Source organism: Clostridium sp. chh4-2 (assembly GCF_002899675.1).
Taxonomy (GTDB): domain Bacteria; phylum Bacillota; class Clostridia; order Lachnospirales; family Lachnospiraceae; genus CHH4-2.
The window spans coordinates 34,268-51,884 of record NZ_PKUU01000006.1 but is presented as its reverse complement, the minus strand read 5'-3'; the positions used below and the strand labels follow the sequence as shown (position 1 = coordinate 51,884).

At 45.2% G+C, this 17,617-nt stretch carries 13 protein-coding genes and 2 tRNA genes; all 15 read left to right on the top strand.

What is annotated here, in order from left to right; all coding sequences use genetic code 11:
* The first annotated feature begins 83 nt into the window (after positions 1-83).
* The 15 genes from yfcE (at position 84) to C0033_RS07870 (ending at position 17,591) form a co-directional block, all read left to right on the top strand.
* Positions 84-626, top strand: a complete 543-nt coding sequence (yfcE, locus tag C0033_RS07940) for a phosphodiesterase (protein ID WP_103227331.1) — start codon at positions 84-86, stop codon at positions 624-626.
* A complete protein-coding gene (locus C0033_RS07935) occupies positions 623-1,795 on the top strand; it encodes a class I SAM-dependent RNA methyltransferase (protein WP_103227330.1) in 1,173 nt (390 codons plus the stop codon). The genes yfcE and C0033_RS07935 overlap by 4 nt, the downstream gene beginning before the upstream one ends.
* Positions 1,779-3,461, top strand: coding sequence for a lectin like domain-containing protein (locus C0033_RS07930; protein ID WP_242984445.1), 1,683 nt, complete (start codon positions 1,779-1,781; stop codon positions 3,459-3,461). Before C0033_RS07935 ends, C0033_RS07930 begins: the two co-directional genes overlap by 17 nt.
* 13 nt (positions 3,462-3,474) lie before the next feature.
* Positions 3,475-4,101 (top strand): RdgB/HAM1 family non-canonical purine NTP pyrophosphatase, encoded by a 627-nt coding sequence (gene rdgB / locus C0033_RS07925; RefSeq protein WP_103227329.1) that lies wholly within the window; start codon positions 3,475-3,477, stop codon positions 4,099-4,101.
* Positions 4,082-4,567, top strand: coding sequence for a metallophosphoesterase (locus tag C0033_RS07920; RefSeq protein ID WP_103227328.1), 486 nt, complete (start codon positions 4,082-4,084; stop codon positions 4,565-4,567). The genes rdgB and C0033_RS07920 overlap by 20 nt, the downstream gene beginning before the upstream one ends.
* Before the next feature lie 290 nt (positions 4,568-4,857).
* Positions 4,858-4,932, top strand: a tRNA-Pro gene (locus C0033_RS07915).
* 22 nt (positions 4,933-4,954) lie between these two features.
* Positions 4,955-5,025 (top strand) — tRNA-Gly (locus C0033_RS07910).
* 208 nt (positions 5,026-5,233) lie between these two features.
* Positions 5,234-8,233 carry a doubled motif LPXTG anchor domain-containing protein gene (locus C0033_RS07905; protein WP_180994624.1) on the top strand — a complete coding sequence of 1,000 codons (3,000 nt, stop codon included), beginning with the start codon at positions 5,234-5,236 and terminating at the stop codon, positions 8,231-8,233.
* Positions 8,234-8,701: 468 nt separating this feature from the next.
* Positions 8,702-10,030 (top strand): MATE family efflux transporter, encoded by a 1,329-nt coding sequence (locus C0033_RS07900; protein WP_103227326.1) that lies wholly within the window; start codon positions 8,702-8,704, stop codon positions 10,028-10,030.
* 432 nt (positions 10,031-10,462) lie between these two features.
* On the top strand, positions 10,463-11,536 hold the full coding sequence (locus C0033_RS07895; protein WP_103227325.1) for a tripartite tricarboxylate transporter substrate binding protein: 1,074 nt from the start codon (positions 10,463-10,465) through the stop codon (positions 11,534-11,536).
* A 26-nt stretch (positions 11,537-11,562) separates the two neighbouring features.
* On the top strand, positions 11,563-12,006 hold the full coding sequence (locus C0033_RS07890) for a tripartite tricarboxylate transporter TctB family protein (RefSeq protein WP_180994623.1): 444 nt from the start codon (positions 11,563-11,565) through the stop codon (positions 12,004-12,006).
* Positions 12,007-12,030: 24 nt separating this feature from the next.
* The gene (locus C0033_RS07885; RefSeq protein ID WP_242984455.1) at positions 12,031-13,530 is read left to right on the top strand and encodes a tripartite tricarboxylate transporter permease; all 1,500 of its coding nucleotides are present in this window, start codon (positions 12,031-12,033) and stop codon (positions 13,528-13,530) included.
* A 3-nt stretch (positions 13,531-13,533) separates the two neighbouring features.
* A complete protein-coding gene (locus C0033_RS07880; RefSeq protein WP_103227322.1) occupies positions 13,534-14,952 on the top strand; it encodes a sulfatase-like hydrolase/transferase in 1,419 nt (472 codons plus the stop codon).
* A 38-nt stretch (positions 14,953-14,990) separates the two neighbouring features.
* A complete protein-coding gene (locus C0033_RS07875) occupies positions 14,991-16,460 on the top strand; it encodes a sulfatase (protein WP_103227321.1) in 1,470 nt (489 codons plus the stop codon).
* A 93-nt stretch (positions 16,461-16,553) separates the two neighbouring features.
* Entirely contained in the window at positions 16,554-17,591 is a 1,038-nt protein-coding gene (locus C0033_RS07870) for a LacI family DNA-binding transcriptional regulator (RefSeq protein WP_180994621.1), read from the top strand.
* The last annotated feature ends 26 nt before the right edge of the window (positions 17,592-17,617 follow it).

Below are 17,617 nucleotides of genomic sequence, written 5' to 3'. Positions count from 1 at the left end.
TAGGCAAAAGCCTTAAAATACTGTTATAAATGCCCGCAGGTGCGGATGAGAATCCGCATCGGGCAATAGAATGGAGAAGAATTATGAAATATTTATTTGCATCAGATATTCATGGATCTGCGTATTACTGCAAACAAGTTTTGGATGTATATAAAAATTCCGGCGCACAGCGTCTGATTCTGTTGGGAGATATTCTCTATCACGGCCCGCGCAACGAACTTCCGAAAGATTATAATCCCAAGGAAGTTTTTGCCATGCTGAATGGATATAAGGATCAGATCTATGCGATCCGGGGAAACTGTGATTCAGAGGTGGACCAGATGGTGCTGGAATTCCCCATGATGGCGGATTATGCCCTTTTAGCTTTAAACGGCAAGACCATCTATGCAACCCATGGACATGTGTTCCACGAGGACAATCTGCCTCCGATGCAGACCGGGGACATTTTAATTCATGGACATACCCATCTTCCGGTAGCGAAGAAGCTGGGCGAAATTTATATACTGAATCCTGGTTCCACATCCCTGCCTAAGGAAGGCAATCCTAACAGCTATGCTGTGCTGGAAGAGGATGTGTTCAAGATTCTCACATTTGAAGGCGAGATCCTGAAGGAAATAACATTATGAGAAAATTTGAGTTGATTGCTCCGTGCCATTTCGGATTAGAGGTGGTTTTAAAAAAGGAGATAACAGACCTGGGATATGAGATTACCCAGGTGGAAAATGGAAGAGTGACATTTGAAGGCGACGCGGACGCTGTCTGCAGGGCCAATATATTTTTGAGAACGGCGGAGAGAGTTCTTTTAAAGGTGGGAAGTTTCCGCGCGGAGACATTTGAGGAGCTGTTTCAGGGGACGAAGGCGATTCCGTGGGAAGAATATATCCCGAAGGACGGTAAGTTCTGGGTTGCCAAAGCGTCTTCCATTCAGAGTAAGCTGTTCAGCCCTTCCGATATACAGTCGATTATGAAAAAGGCCATGGTCGAACGGCTGAAACGGGAGTACGAGATGGACTGGTTTCCGGAAAATGGAAGCAGCTATCCTTTGAGAGTATTTCTCTATAAAGACCAGGTTACGATTGGAATCGATACAACGGGAGAATCCCTCCATAAGCGCGGTTACAGAACACTAACCAGTAAAGCCCCTATCACGGAGACTTTGGCGGCGGCTTTAATCATGCTGACGCCTTGGAATAAAGACAGGATCTTGGTGGACCCGTTCTGCGGAAGCGGAACCTTCCCCATAGAGGCGGCCATGATGGCTGCCAATATCGCTCCTGGCATGAACCGCAGTTTCCTCTCCGAAGACTGGAAAGACCTGGTGCCGAGAAAATATTGGTACGGCGCCATGGATGATGCCAATGAAGCGGTCAATATGGACGTTCAGGTGGATATCCAGGGATATGACGTGGACGGAGACATCATTAAAGCGGCGAGGGCCAATGCGGAGGCGGCGGGAGTGGATCAGCTGATTCATTTCCAGCAGAGACCGGTCAGCGCATTGAGCCATCCTAAGAAATATGGATTTATTATTACCAATCCTCCTTACGGAGAGCGTATCGAAGAGAAAGAAAATCTTCCGGCTCTGTATACGGAGATCGGAGAACGGTTCAAAGCGTTGGATTCCTGGTCAGCCTGCCTGATCACCGCTTATGAAGATGCGGAAAAGTATATGGGCAGAAAGGCGGACCGAAACCGTAAGATCTATAACGGTATGATGAAAACGTATTTTTATCAGTTTATGGGTCCAAGACCCCCAAAAAGAAAAGTAGGAGAATCAGTTGAAGCGCAAAATTAGATATCTGGTTATTATTGGTTTGCTGCTGATTCTTACCTGTGTACAGAAAGTTGAGTTTTTCTATTCCGAGGCGGTGGTGGAAGGAAATGTGAAATCCATCCCGCCGGTGGAGTGGAGAACTGTGGTTGCGGAGAGTGTGAATTCCAAGCCGATCATTCTGATGGTAGACGGCAAACAGGTTGAGACAGCACGTGACCGCCTATATATGGATTCCAATAGTATGGAAATTATGATGCCGGTGTCGATGGTGACAAAGGCATTTTCCTGTGCAGAAAATTATTATGATAATTCCAGGCTGGTATTGGAGAAAAACACCCTTCGCGTTGAGCTGGAGGAATCGGTGGTGAACCGTGACGGAAAATTATACATACCTCTGACGGATATTGAACAGGGCCTGAATTATACGATGAATTGGGACATCGGAACCCATACGGTGACGATGGTGAACAAGAACCCTAATATGAGAATTATCCCCTATGCCTATGATTACAGGAAAGAAGGCCGTGTTCCGGCAGTGAAAAATCAGGGCTCTCTGGGAACCTGCTGGTCTTTTGCATCGCTGACGGCGTTAGAAACGGTTTTAATGCCGGAAGATCCCATGGATCTGTCTGAAGATCATATGTCAATTAACAACAGTTTCCATCTGTCGCAGAATGACGGAGGGGAGTACACCATGTCCATGGCCTATCTGCTGGCATGGCAGGGGCCGGTGCTGGAAGAGGACGATCCTTACGGGGACGGAATATCACCGGATGATCTGGACCCGGTTAAACATGTCCAGGAGATCCAGATTCTGCCCAGCAAGGACTATGAGAAGATAAAGGAAGCCGTGTATCTGTATGGCGGCGTTCAAAGCTCTCTTTATACGTCGCTTAAAAACTACAAAAGCCGTTCTGTGTATTATAATCAGGAAAACAATGCCTACTGCTATATCGGGCCGGATAAACCGAACCATGATTCTGTGATCATCGGCTGGGATGATAATTATCCTAAAGAGAATTTTAACATGGATTTAGAAGGGGATGGGGCCTTTATCTGTGTGAACAGCTGGGGGCAGGAATTCGGCGACGAAGGTTATTTTTATGTGTCCTATTATGATACCAATATCGGCATCCATAATATTCTCTATACCAGAGTGGAAGACCCTGATAATTATGACCATATCTACCAGACGGATCTTTGCGGATGGATCGGCCAGCTGGGGTATGGAGAGGAAACCGCTTATTTTGCCAATGTATATAAAGCCGGAGACGGGGAGGATTTACGGGCAGCAGGATTCTATGCCACAGGGCCTGATACGGATTATGAAGTATATGTTGCCCGGAATCTGGATGAGAGCCGGGATTTTTCCAAGCGGACTCTGGTGGCAAAGGGCAATTTTGCAAACAGCGGATTTTATACGGTGGATTTTGACAGGGATATTGAGCTGGATGACGGGGAAGAATATGCGGTGATCGTGAAGATTACAACTCCCGGTTCCGTTCATCCGGTGGCAATTGAATACGATGCCGATGACAATAAAGCTCAGGTGGATATCACGGACGGCGAGGGCTACATCAGCCTGAAGGGAACCGTCTGGGAGCGGAGCGAGGAAAAACAGAGCTGCAATTTATGCCTGAAAGCATATACGGTGGATCGCGGCAAACGCGGGGATTCACTGAAATAAATGGAGGAACATGATGAAACATAGGATTATATTTGCTACGGGAAATGAAGGTAAGATGAGGGAGATTCGTTTGATACTGGCGGATTTGGGAATGGAGATCCTGTCTATGAAGGATGCCGGAGTAGAGCTTGACATTGTGGAAGATGGGACGACATTTGCAGAAAATGCGGAGATTAAGGCTAAGGCTGTATGGGAAAAGACCGGAGATATCGTGCTGGCTGACGACTCGGGCCTGGTGGTAGATTATATTAATGGGGAACCGGGAATTTATTCCGCCCGCTATATGGGAGAAGATACCTCTTATGAGATAAAAAATAATAACATCATAAGCCGTTTGGCAGATGCCAAAGGCAAAGAACGGAGCGCCCGTTTTGTGTGTAACATAGCAGCAGTGCTGCCTGACGGACAGGTGGAACATACGGAAGCTTGTATGGAAGGGCTGATCGCTGATGAACCCGCAGGAAATGAGGGCTTTGGTTATGACCCGATTCTCTACATACCTGAATTCGGGCTGACCTCCGCCCAACTGAGCATCGAACAAAAGAATCAGATCAGTCATAGGGGAAAGGCTTTGGAGGCCATGAAAGAACGCTTAAACGCAATATTAGGGAGGAAAGCGGATGAAGATACTGATTGTTAGCGATACGCACCGGCGGGACGAAAACCTGAAAACAGTGATCGAGAAAACGTCTCCTATTGATATGCTGATACATCTGGGCGACGTGGAGGGAAGCGAAGATAAGATCGCAGGCTGGGTAAATGAAGGATGCCTGCTGGAAATGGTAGCGGGCAACAATGACTTTTTCTCCGCCCTGGACCGGGAACGGGAGATCACAATCGGAAAGTACCACGTTCTTCTGACCCATGGACATTATTATAATGTATCTTTGGGACCGGATCATCTGTTTGAAGAAGCCAAGGACCGGAAGATCGATATTGCCATGTTTGGACACACTCACAGGCCCTTTATGGAAGTACGGGACGGCGTTACGGTATTGAATCCGGGCAGCCTTTCCTATCCCCGCCAGGAGGGAAGGAAGCCGTCTTATGCGGTTATGGAGATTGACCGATATGGGGAAGCGCATTTTACATTCAATTATTTGTAGTAACTGTTCACAGGGCGGGAATATTGATACAAAAATCAGTGTCAAGCTTGTTTGTAAGCGGATTTTTGTATCGATATTCACATCGGAGGAACCTCCTGGCTTTTGTATGGCCATTGGCCATGTAAGAAAATGTTCCCTCTGAATAGTTACGAACTGTTGTCAATGGATAATAAATGGGATAATAAAAAATATAAAAACTGTTGACAAGGCGGAAGCTTTAGTATATAATAACTCTTGCGTTGTGAAACGGCGCCTGAAAATACAAGCGTAAGCGGAGTTTTCTGTCGGATCGGGGTGTGGCTCAGTTTGGCTAGAGTACCTGGTTTGGGACCAGGGGGTCGCAGGTTCGAATCCTGTCACCCCGATTAACAATTTTATATTACCTATGCGGGTGTAGTTCAATGGTAGAACACTAGCCTTCCAAGCTAGATACGTGGGTTCGATTCCCATCACCCGCTTACTTTTATCGGAAATTCTTTTTTGAAGAATTTCCGTTTTTTTATTGTAAGCGGCAAGGCAGCAGGAGCTGATTAATTTGAAAGTTACAAAAAGAAGATATAAATAATACAAAGAATATAAAATAAAACTATAAAATGTAACCAAACTGTAACCGGGCTATGGTATACTGGTGCTATTAAACGTATTATTATGAATAGGAGTATAAATATGGATCGGACAATCAAACGGTTTATGAAGAGAAGCTTTTCTTTCTTTTTATCATTTTGCGTAGTATTTATATCCTGCTATAATGTGGCCTGGGCGGATGTGCAGGAAACAGCAGCAGAGGAAGAAGCGGTAAAGTACATTGTGGACCTGGATCAGGATAAGCTGCAGTCTGCGGTTGAAACCGCCATACGCGGTGGACATATGGCAAAAAGCCTGGAAGAATATCAGTTCACCGGCGATGATGAAAGCACGCTTTTAGAATACAGTCTGCTGCTGGCCTCAAGCAAAGCGAATCCTCTATATGAAGTGAATTACCCATTTAAGAAGGGGCAGATTCCCTCTAAGACGGATATTCACATATTTGTCCGTAAGGCGGAGCTGGAAGAGGAAGAGCTGGACAGTGAAGATGGTGAGGACGAATTAGAGATAACGGCCGATGACAGCGGTTATCAGGTGACAGGAGAGGAAACATTGATTGTCCTCTATTCAAATCATTCTAAAAAAGATGTGATTTTCAGCCTGCGCATCGGTAATTGTATTACTCCGGAAGCGTATATCGCAAGCGCCGTTTCTCTAAAAGAAGAGATGGGGGAATTGAAAGAAGTTCAGGAAACTGCTGTTTCTATAGAAGAAACTCAGCCGGAGGAAACGGAAGAATCCGTGGAAGAGACCCGCTTGGAGGAAACAGAGGAAGAAACAGACGCAGTTCAGGACCAGGAAGAAACCATTGGTACTGAAGAATCTGCGGATCAGGACGACGTAACGGATGAAAGTGAAGCTGCTGAGGATCAAAATGAAAATTCCGAAGCAGGAGAGGAATCCGAAGAAGTATCCGAAGAAGATAATCAGGAATCAGAGGATTTTGATGATGTGAGCAACTCAGAAGCAGAAGATGAAGACAGCAAAGGTGACAGCAGTTCAGAGGAAATTACAGATGAAGGCTCTGATGGCTCTTCAGGTGAAGCGGAAGAAGCCGGTGATTCAGAGGCGTCCGATGATTCAGAGGAAGCCGGAGATACAGAACAGGGATCAGGAAGCGAAGAATCCGGCCAGAGCGATTCACAGGAAGAGGCGGATGGTTCAGATGAACAGTCAGGATCTGAGGACAGCGAGGACATAGGAACGCCTGTGGCCAGCATTTCCAGACACGAAGCGCCGGTTGTAGGGGCGGCTTTTGAAGAAGATGAGCTTGAGGAAGAAGAGATACTGGAGTTAGAAGAAGCAGAAGTCGGCATGAATTTGAATGCGGTTCTGGGTGGAAAGAAAGCGGATGCGGTTTATGTGATGACCAGCTTTTCCCTTGGAGACATTGTTTTGCAGAAGACTTACGCGTCCAAGATCACGGTTGTCAATCAGCAGACGGACAGCAGCGTGGATGGAAGTGACGCTGTGTGCGATTACACGTTAAAACTCAGCAGCAGCGATGGAAATGAGATGTCAGAGGGCGCATTTGATTCTGAATATGATGAGGAAAGCGGAATTCATACCATAAACTTTAGTTTGGAAGCAGGTTCTCGTATTACATTTACGAATGTAAATCCTCATTCCGTTTATTTACTGACGCAGAAGACTCAGGAATACAATAACTTTAAAAGTGTAAAAGAAGAAAAAGAAAAGATGAACTGGACCGTATCCGGAGAGTCCGGCGGGGGAGAGAGTCTGGGAGAAGAGTTTCCTTATGGATACGACGATTTTTCCGGCAATGACGCCTATGGTTCATTAATCGAGAGAGCGGAAGCCTTAGTCCGGGCCGCAAGAAAATGTAAAAATGACGATGAGAGAAAACGTCTTCTCGGGATTACAAGCTTTCCGAACAATGAGGAATACAGAAAGAAACTGGTAAAGGATTACTGCAAATACAATTTTGAAGACGGTACGACAGGATGGCCCCTTGCGGTTGACGAAGGTCTGGGAGACATTTTGGAGATGTCTAAAGCCAGCAAATTGGAGACGAAAGACGTTCTGACCGAAGAAAATGCATATTTAAATGTCTATATTAAGCCTGGCGCCACCCCACAGCTGATTCCTTATATCAGTAAAGATTCCGGAGCAAAGCTGTTTGAAGGCAATAATAATGTGGCGGATAAATGGAGAGCTTATCTGGTCTATAATTATGAAGACGGAAACTGGTATGAATGTGAGAACGGATCTTATGCGGATATCGCCTATCTTTACAGCCATACGGTATCGGAAACATTGAAAGACAGAGGTTATGAAGTCCTGAAATATGATCCGCGCAAGGAAGAGGCAGATCTGGATCAGGCCGAAACAGAGGGCTCCTTTATCAAATCGGGATTTCCATGTAATATAACGGTGACGTTCACCAATGAATATATCTATACCGCGCCGGCGCCTGATGATAATCAGGGAGAAGTGCCGGAGGGCGGCCAGGGGGAAAATGAAGGAGAAACCTCAGGTGATAATCAGGGAGAAAAACCGGACAATAACCAGGAAGTGAAGCCGGATGATAATCAGGAAGTGAAGCCGGGGGATAACCAGGAAGTGAATCCGGGAGATAACCAGGAAGTGATTCCGGATGATAACCAGGGAGTCAGCCCAGATGATAATCAGGAAGTGATCCCGGATGACAATCAACCGGCCTCCCCGGACAGCAGCCAGGAATCCTCAAATGGTGATTCAAATAGTTCCAGCGGGGAAGATGGCGGAAGCGCCGGAAGCAGCTCAGGAAATACTTCCGGAGGCAGCAGTTTTGGCGGACCCGGCAGGCAGGACGGATATGTATCGGAAGGACCAGGGGCTCAGAATAGGGCCGGAGAAACTGTGGATATCCAGGCGGAGCCAGTTCCAATGGGAGCGATTCCGGTAGATAATGTATCGTCAGCCCAGGACTTATTTGTTGTGGATGACGGAGAAGTGCCTTTGGCGGCACTGCCTAAGACCGGCGATTCGGCCAATGCCAAAGCGCAGACGGCAATGATTTTATCGGGAATCTTGCTGGCGTTTTATACGGCGGTCAGCAGGAAGAAAGAAACTGAATAGTCAGAAAAGAAAACATAGTTAAAAAGAGTTTAGAAGGTATTGTGAAAACGCATTTGGAGTCTGTTTCAGGCAGGCCGTGCGGTTCTTCACAATACCTTTTTGTATCATAGGAAAGTGATCCTATGATACAAAAAGCCCTCCGGGCAGGATCGCACTGCGGCGGTGAGGTATAATGTCGCTGAAGCGACCCGCCGCAGGCGGAGAATCCCGCAAGCGGGATTCTTTTTTATATGTCAGGGTCCATATATTAAAGCACAATCTCCTGTTTTAAGGCATTTTATATAGTATTTCGCTGTCAAATTGTCCCGATATTTTCAAGTGGGACTTAATCCCCGAAGTCTGCGTTCGCTTAAATTATCCGTTGCCGGAATATCTAAATCTTTGTAATCTTCTCTTGACTATTGGGTTACCCTATAGAATATCATAGATTCTGCGGCTGAAATTTGTGAAAATACAGGAGTATTATACATGAGTTATTCATTATCAAAAAAATTTACCTTTGGATCACTGTTGGTGTTCGCGCTTCCTACCATGATTATGATGGTGGTTATGTCCCTCTATACCATCGTGGACGGTATGTTTGTATCACGGTTTGTCAGCACCAATGCCCTTTCTTCGATTAACATCGTATATCCAGCAGTAAATATTGTGCTGGGAATCTCGGTTATGCTGTCCACCGGAAGCAATGCCATCGTTGCAAGAAAGATGGGGGAAGGAAAAGCGGAAAGCGCGAGGGAGACCTTTACTGCCATTATTCTTTTGAATATCGGAATCGGCCTGGCCATTGCGGTCTTTGGAAATCTGTTTGCAGCGCCCATCGTCCGGCTTTTGGGAGCCAGCGACGTGCTGCTAAAGGACTGCGTTACCTACCTGAGGTGGCAGCTGGGATTTGCGCCTGCTTTTATGCTTCAGATTCTGTTCCAGATGTATTTTATTACAGAGGGACGGCCGGGAATCGGCCTGTTTCTGACTTTGGCGGCCGGGCTGACCAATGCTGTGCTGGACTATGTGCTGATCGTGCCTATGGGTTACGGCATTGCGGGAGCCGCCATCGCTACGGTCACCGGTTATATGATTCCGGCTCTGATTGGACTGATCTATTTCACCCGTTCCAGAAAATCGCTCTGGTTCGTTCGTCCAAAATGGGACCGCCGGGAGTTGGGGGAAGCCTGTCTGAACGGCTCGTCGGAGATGGTTACCAACCTGTCCGCCGGCGTCATCACGTTTCTGTTCAACCGTTTGATGATGCGGTTTGCAGGCGAGGACGGTGTGGCTGCGATCACCATTATCCAGTATTCGGAATTTTTACTGAACGCATTATTTATGGGATTTTCTCAGGGCGTATCCCCGGTGATCAGCTTTAACTACGGCAGCAAAAACCATAGCCAGCTGAAATCGGTATACCGGACTTCTATGATTTTCACACTGGGAGCCTCCGTTACGGTATTTCTCTTCGCCTGGTGGGCCGGAGATGCGGTTGTGACCGTGTTTGCCAGAACAGGAACCGCGGTGTATGAGCTGGCGAGTCATGGCTTTTCCATCTTTGCATTTGGTTTTCTCTTCTCCGGGCTGAATATCTTCTCTTCGGCCTTGTTTACGGCGCTGGAAAATGGTAAAGTGTCTGCGGTTATTTCTTTTGTGAGAACTTTTGGGCTGATTATCACCAGCCTGTTGGTACTGCCGGCATTGCTGGGCGTGGACGGCGTGTGGATGGCGATTCCGCTGGCGGAGCTGGGAAGCACGCTGCTGTGCCTGTACTTCAGGAAGAAGAATAAGGGGAACTATCATTATGCGTGATATTTTTTAGGCAAATGATTTGCCGACCTGTGTAAATGATTGTCCAATCTTTTGATTTGTGAGCATTTTGAACGATAAAAAAGGACAAAGGCCACCGATCAGCAGGAAGAAATTGAATAGTTAAAAAAGAAAACGTAGTTAAAAAGAGTTTAGAAGGTATTGCGAAAACGCATTTGGAACCTGTTTCAAACAGGCCATGCGGTTCTTCGCAATACCTTTTTTGTATATTAGGGTTTAAATGTAAAAAACAATTCTTCATTTGAAATAATTTGAATAATTTTTTCACTTTTGTATTAATACCAGTTGGGAAAAATATGAATGAAATTAAAGAGATTAGTAAATGAGTTGACAAAAATTTGTGTAATATGTATAATAAATAAAAAGTGTTAACGCACACACTTTTAAAAATATTAAAAATGGAGGTATGAGTTTATGAAAAAGCAGGCTATGAGATTTATGTGTACTATGGTATGTGCAGCTATGCTTATGGCAAGCGGCTGTTCAGGCAAGCAGGTGGAAACACAGCCGGAGAGCCAAAGTAAGGAACAGACGCAGGCGGAGGCAAAACAGGAAGCAGAAAAAGAAACGAAAGCGGAAGCTGAAACACAGGACAAGCCAATGGTTGATTATCCGAAAAGTTCACTGACAATGATCGTTCCGGTAGCGGCAGGAGGCAATATGGACGTCATCGGCAGAATCGCAGCCCGTTACCTGGAAGAAGAGATTGGAAAGCCTGTAGTGGTGGAGAATATAAAAGGCTCCGGCGGTGCGGTTGGAGCGACTACCTATTTAGCAGAGGATGCCAATACGGAGAAGATTATATTTCTTCCTTCATCATTATTTACCGTAACCCCGCTCTATAGCGAAACGGAATATAAGCTGGATGACTTTACTCCGATTATTGGATTTAACCAGGCGGTCAGCGGAGTATTTGCATCAGCCGATTCCAATATAAAGACATTTGAAGACTTAAAAAATTTTGATAAAGACAAGACGCTTTTATTCGGAAGCGGAGGCATAGGAGTTGCCAACTACCTGTTTCAGTGTGCAGTATACGAAGAGCTGGGATTGAAGTATGATACGATTCCTCACTCAAGCGGTTCAGAAGGGCTTGTTAATGTTATTGCAGGAACAACTGATGTTGTGCTTTCCTCTATGGCAGCAGCAAAACAATATGTGGAAGATGGTTCACTTGTACCCCTGTTTGTATATTCGGATCAGCCATACAGCTATTCGAATGGAGTAACGGCGCCTCCTCTGTCAGAGTTTGGTATTAACGCACCTTATGACACCACACAGTTTTTTGCAATCCGTTCAGGAACGGATGACAGCATTGTTGAGTATCTGAGAACCTCTATTGAACATATATACGAGAACGAGAAATTTATGGAAGAATATACGGCAGCCGGCGGAGAGTTAATCCCGTTAAAGGGTGATGAGTTGAAACAGCAGATTGATACGCTTCAGAAAACAGCAGAAGAGATATACAACAAGATCAGTAACTAATGAGTGCACGGGATCAGGGGGATTTCATGAGAATTAATATAAAAACAAATTTATGCGCAGGTATTTTATGTATAGCGGCAGCTGTTGTTATCTGGTTTTTAATTCCAATGCAGATAGGAGCGCCTGCATCCGACAACATTACAGTTAATGCCAGGCTGTTTCCTCAGATTTTCACTGTTCTGATCGGTGTTTTTGGTATTATCCTGGTGGCAGGCAGTCTGGTGTTTCATAAAGAAGTTTATAAGGAACTGTATCTTCCGCAGGAAGCGAGAGTGTTGGGATATTATGGGATGGTTGCCCTATTTGTGGCAGCCATTCCGGTGATTGGTTTTTTGGCTGCATCCATCCTTTTTGTTATATTGTCGTTAGTATATTTCAAAAGCAGAAACAAATGGCACTATATATGTGCTGTTTTAGCAGCAGTGATAATTTATTTGGCCTTTTCCAAGGGGCTTGGAGTACGTTTTTAAAGGAAGGAGAAAAAACGGGTGCAGATGTTCATTGAAGGTTTTCAGAATTTTTTAGATATAAATGTAATCGTATTTTCTGCTGTGGGCATGGTTGTCGGAATTATATTTGGTGTAATTCCCGGACTGGCGGCTAATATTGGAATCGTTCTTTTTCTTCCGGTTACCTATATATTACAGCCGATGGAAGCGCTTCTTCTTTTGCTTGGGATCTTCTGCGGTGCTACATATGGAGGTTCGGTAACTGCAATTTTACTTGGTACGCCGGGAACTAATTCGGCGGCGGCCACGGTCTTGGACGGGTATGAGCTGACTAAAAAGAATCAGGCATGGAAATCTCTGATGATGGCGCTTGTGGCTTCTGTTATCGGCGGAATTATATCTGCGCTGCTGCTGTTGATAGCCGCTCCGTTAGTTGCTTCTGTGACGATCAAGTTTGCTCCGCCGGAGTTATTTACAATTTCAGTTTTCGGACTTTCGGTAATTGCGGCAGTTTCGGGTAAGAACTTCTGGAAAGGGCTTATCGGAGGAGCTCTCGGTATGCTTCTTTCTACGGTAGGATCAGATACAATGTCAGGAAAAACCAGGTTTATTTTTGGCAATATTAAACTTTCCACCGGGTTAAGCATGTCGGCCGTACTGCTGGGGATATTTGCCATCTGTGTTATTCTGGATAAGGCCAGAGATATTTTCGATGAAAATCAGGAAGATATCAAAAAGATCGTTTTTTCACATGATGATAAGCTGAGCCTGAAAGAGATCAGACAGTGCGTTCCGCTGATGATGAAGTCCTCGGTAATTGGCTGTATTATAGGAATTATACCGGGCGTTGGAGCAGGTATCGCAAGTATTCTTTCCTATAATGAAGCGAAGAGAGTCAGTAAAACTCCCGAAAAATTTGGAACAGGTTTTATTGAAGGGGTGGCGGCTCCGGAAGCGGCCAATAATGCAGTTACCGGATCAGCTCTGATACCAACGCTGACGTTGGGAATACCGGGTGCGCCTGCAGCGGCTACGCTTATGGCAGCTTTTACGATTCATGGCTTAGTTCCGGGACCATTGCTATTTAAAAACAGCGGTTCGCAGATGTACAGCATCATGATTGGCTTTTTGTTTTTGAATATCATTATGCTTTTTATAGGGTATGTTATGTGCCGTTTTTTTGTTAATGTGGTCCGGGTTCCGTCTCAGGTATTGATTCCCATCTTAACACTGACCTGCATCGCAGGCGCTTATTCAGAAAGCGGCAGCATGATTCAGGTATATACCCTGCTGGCCTTTGGGTTCCTGGGATATGTATTCTCAATTGTAAAAATCCCTGCAATACCGATTGTATTGGGCTTTATTCTGGGAAGTTTGTCGGAATTTAATTTCCGCCGTTCACTGGTTATGTCGGACCAAAGCCTGAGTATCTTTTTTAAACGGCCAATTTGTATCTTTTTCATTCTCTTGACAGTCGTTTTTATAATTACATTGACAGCAGATACAAAGAAAATAAAAGAAAAATTTACAAAGAGTAAAGGATAAATTATGCAGAATATAATTTTAATCATGGCTGACCAATTTAGAGGAGATTGTGTTGGCTATGGGGGAAATACGGATATTATGACGCCTTATCTGGATGAACTGGCCTCAGAAGGCTGCTATTTTGAACGGGCTTATTCACCCTCTCCTACCTGTATACCGGCGAGAGCATGTATGATAACCGGAAGGAAGGCGGCGGATACAGGTTTTTTCAGCAATGATTTTTCTCAGCCATGGGAGTTTCAGCAGACGATTATGAATACCTTGCACCAGCATGGCTATCAGACGATTAACGTGGGGAAAAATCATTTTAAACCGTTAAGAAGTAAATTGGGTTTTGAAGTTAATCTGTTATATGAAGTGAAGAATGATGAACGGGGAACGCCCAGTGATTACCACCTCTGGCTGGACAGAGAAGCTCCGGACGTAAAGGATACGGCTAAGGAGTATTCGCCGAATGCGTGGGAAGTGATTCCGTGGAATGCGGATTCCCGTTTACATCCTACGGAGTGGACCGTAACGGCAGCGATCGAACAGCTAAAACTGCGGGACCCGGTAAGACCGTTTTATCTGCAGGTTAGTTTTCAGCGCCCACATCCCCCGTTTGATCCTCCAAAGCATATATTAGATTTATATGCGCAGCAGGAGCTGCCGGAACCGGTAGTGGGGAACTGGGCTCCGCAGTTTGATGAGGATACCTATTGCAGTGATCCGTTTGAAGGCAGGATCAACAGGAGATATTTGGGTATGGCGAAGAAAGCTTATTATGCCAGCATTACCCATATTGACAGACAGGTTGGACGTTTGATTCATTATCTCAAAAAACAGGGGCTGTATCAAAATACAACGATAGCATTTGTATCAGATCATGGAGAGATGCTGGGAGACCACAATATGTTTCGAAAAGGGCCGTTTTTTGAGGGATCGGCCAGAATCCCTTTTATCATAAAGTTTGCGAAGGGCATTTTGGACGAAGAAAAAGGAACGAGAAAAGATATTCCTGTAAGTTTGCTGGATCTGTATCCTACCTTTACAGACATATGTGGTGCGGAGTGCCCTGAAGATGTGGATGGAAGAAGTTTATGCAGACTGATAAAGCATCCGGAGCTGAGAGACTACATATTCAGCGAAAATTACAGGAGCAACAGGCAGATCACTACCGGAGGAGCAGCCGTTATCGGACGCCGTTATAAATACATATGGAACAGCTGGCTTGGGAGTGAGTATTTGTTTGATTTGGAAGCTGACCCGGAAGAGCGGGAAAATCTTGCAGAGGATAATACGCAAAAGGATGTTCTTAAACATATGAGGGAATTGGTGATTGAGGAATACCGGTCACGGCCGGAGGACGATATGCTGGATGCAGACGGCAGATTAAAAGCCGGCCGTGTTCTTCCGGCATATCGAAGACCAAAAGAGAAATAATCCGAATGTTGTGTTAGAAGTAAAGGAGTGGACGCAGATTGAAAGCAATTATGCTTATGTTTGATACATTAAACCGGCATTTATTGGAGCCATACGGGTGTGCCTGGACAAAAACCCCCAATTTTACAAGACTGGCGGAACATGGAATTACCTTCGACCGCTGTTACGCCGGAAGTCTGCCCTGTATGCCGGCCCGCAGAGAACTGCATACCGGTAGGTACAACTTTTTACACCGGGGATGGGGGCCGTTGGAACCGTTTGATGATTCGCTGCCGGAAATTCTGCGGAAAAATGGAATTTACACCCATATGATCAGCGACCACCAGCACTATTGGGAAGATGGCGGCGCGACCTATCATCAAAGGTATGACAGTTGGGAAATTGTAAGGGGACAGGAAGCGGATAAATGGAAGGGGCAGGTTAAGTCTCCTGAGGTTCCCGAACACCTTGGCCGGGGATGGCGCCAGGACTGGGTGAACCGGCAATATATTGATTCGGAAGAAAAGCAGCCTTTGGCAGAGGTATTCCGTCTGGGGCTTGAATTTTTGGAAACAAATAAAAAGGAAGACAACTGGTTTTTACATTGGGAATGTTTTGACCCGCATGAACCGTTTTTCGCTGCCGAGCGCTACAAGGAGCTGTATCCTCACAACTACGACGGGCCGCAGTTTGACTGGCCTGAGTATGGGCCTGTGACAGAAACCCCGGAGGAAGTACAGCACTGCCGTTATGAATATGCGGCTCTTTTATCCATGTGCGATGCGTATTTAGGAAAGTTTCTGGATTTTATGGATGAAAATGATATGTGGAAGGAAACTCTGGTGATTGTCAATACCGACCACGGTTTTCTGCTGGGAGAACATGACCTGTGGGCAAAAAGCCTGCATCCGTGGTATAACGAAACAGCGCATATTCCCATGTTTATATGTGATCCAAGGAGCAAAAAAGCAGGGCAGCGAAGGGATTCTCTGGTTCAGAATATTGATATTCCGGTTACTATACTGAAGTACTTCGGACTTGAAGCGGCTGCCGATATGAATGGATGTGATTTGGCACCGGTTATAGAGAATGATAAAAAAGTCAGGGACTATGCTCTGTTTGGAATGCATGGCGCACAGGTGAACATAACAGATGGCCGCTATGTCTATATGAGAAGCCCTGTCACTGAAAACCGTCCTCTTTACAACTATACGCTCATGCCGACTCATATGCGGTGCATGTTTTCACCGGAGGAGATGAAAAGTGCGGTTATGCATAAGGGATTTGGATTCACGAAGGGAATGCCGGTGATGAAAATCAATGCTGCTGAGGATGGCTCCGGGGATATATCCATGAAAAATACGCTTGTGACTGCATTGTATGACTTGGAAGCGGACCCTAAGCAGCAGAATCCGATCGCAGACGAAAAAATTGAGCATATGATGGAAAAACAGATGGTAAAAATGATGCAGGAAAATGAGGCTCCTCCGGAACAATATATTCGTCTGGGTTTCGATTGGATTAATTGACAATGGACGGATTCTGCTTTTTGGGTTACAATCAGATTGGATTGTAGTTCGAACAGTCGAAATATCTGACTAAACCATATGGGGGAATACAAGTTGTCTAATATAACTATTAAGGAAATTGCACAGATTTCAGGCGTATCCGTAGGAACCGTAGACCGTGTACTGCATAATCGCGGGAAGGTGAAAAAGGAAAAAGCCGAATTGGTTCTTGAGATTTGCCGAAGAGAAGGGTATGAGCCGAATTTGCTGGCCCGGGCCATGATGATGAGGAAAAAAAATCTGCGGGTAGCTGTAATCATTAATAATCCTGGTAAGAATTTGTTTTCGGAACAGGTAAAAGACGGTCTGGAAGCGGTGCTTAAAGAGTGGAAAGACTATAATGTAGCGTTTGAATATTTTTATCTATATGACAGAGGGGCAGAGGAAGAACTGGAGTATCTGGAGCAGATTTCAAGTGATGAAACCGGGTATGACGGACTGATTATAAAACCGGTGAATGACCAGCGGATCAGAACACAGCTTGCAGATATGCAGAATAACGGAATGCCGATTGTTACCTGTACCTCTAACCTGGATGGTTTTGAGCCCTTGTGCTTTGTAGGGCAGAATCTTGTGAAAGAGGGGCGCATGGCAGCCAATATGCTGCTTAAATGTATTCCTGATATACATGAGGTTGCAATTTTATCAATTAAAAAGATTATTTTTGCCAGAATACAGAGAAGCGACAGTTTTACTAAGTATTTAAAACAGGCCAGAAAGGATATCTGTGTTCATAAGATGATTGAGTATCAGGAGACGGCTGAGGAGGTATATGCCCAAACCCTCGAGACACTGCAGGCATATCCGAAAACAGAGGCGTTATATGCACATACAAGGCATTTGGGCGCTGTACATCAGGCAGTGCTTGAACAAAAAAGAGAAAAGGATTTGGTAGTGTTTTCTTTTGGAAGCAAAGAGTATTTGAAGGAGTACATACAGGCGGGCAAAATTACATTTGCCATTGAGGAAACTTCTTATGGACATGGTTATTATGCGGGAAGAGAGATTCTTAATTATCTTTTGACCGGAAATCTTCCTGAGGAGAAGAACCATTATATACCATCGAATATTTTAATTGAAGAATCATTTTAAATAAGTGATTAAAAAGGGGCTTTGAG

Excerpts from the sequence above, each read along its gene's own strand:
- C0033_RS07890 (WP_180994623.1), top strand. The coding sequence starts at position 11,563 with ATGAGAATTAATATAAAAACAAATTTATGCGCAGGTATTTTATGTATA.
- C0033_RS07900 (WP_103227326.1), top strand. The coding sequence starts at position 8,702 with ATGAGTTATTCATTATCAAAAAAATTTACCTTTGGATCACTGTTGGTG.
- C0033_RS07895 (WP_103227325.1), top strand. The coding sequence starts at position 10,463 with ATGAAAAAGCAGGCTATGAGATTTATGTGTACTATGGTATGTGCAGCT.
- yfcE (WP_103227331.1), top strand. The coding sequence starts at position 84 with ATGAAATATTTATTTGCATCAGATATTCATGGATCTGCGTATTACTGC.
- C0033_RS07905 (WP_180994624.1), top strand. The coding sequence starts at position 5,234 with ATGGATCGGACAATCAAACGGTTTATGAAGAGAAGCTTTTCTTTCTTT.
- C0033_RS07885 (WP_242984455.1), top strand. The coding sequence starts at position 12,031 with ATGTTCATTGAAGGTTTTCAGAATTTTTTAGATATAAATGTAATCGTA.
- C0033_RS07880 (WP_103227322.1), top strand. The coding sequence starts at position 13,534 with ATGCAGAATATAATTTTAATCATGGCTGACCAATTTAGAGGAGATTGT.
- C0033_RS07920 (WP_103227328.1), top strand. The coding sequence starts at position 4,082 with ATGAAGATACTGATTGTTAGCGATACGCACCGGCGGGACGAAAACCTG.
- C0033_RS07935 (WP_103227330.1), top strand. The coding sequence starts at position 623 with ATGAGAAAATTTGAGTTGATTGCTCCGTGCCATTTCGGATTAGAGGTG.
- rdgB (WP_103227329.1), top strand. The coding sequence starts at position 3,475 with ATGAAACATAGGATTATATTTGCTACGGGAAATGAAGGTAAGATGAGG.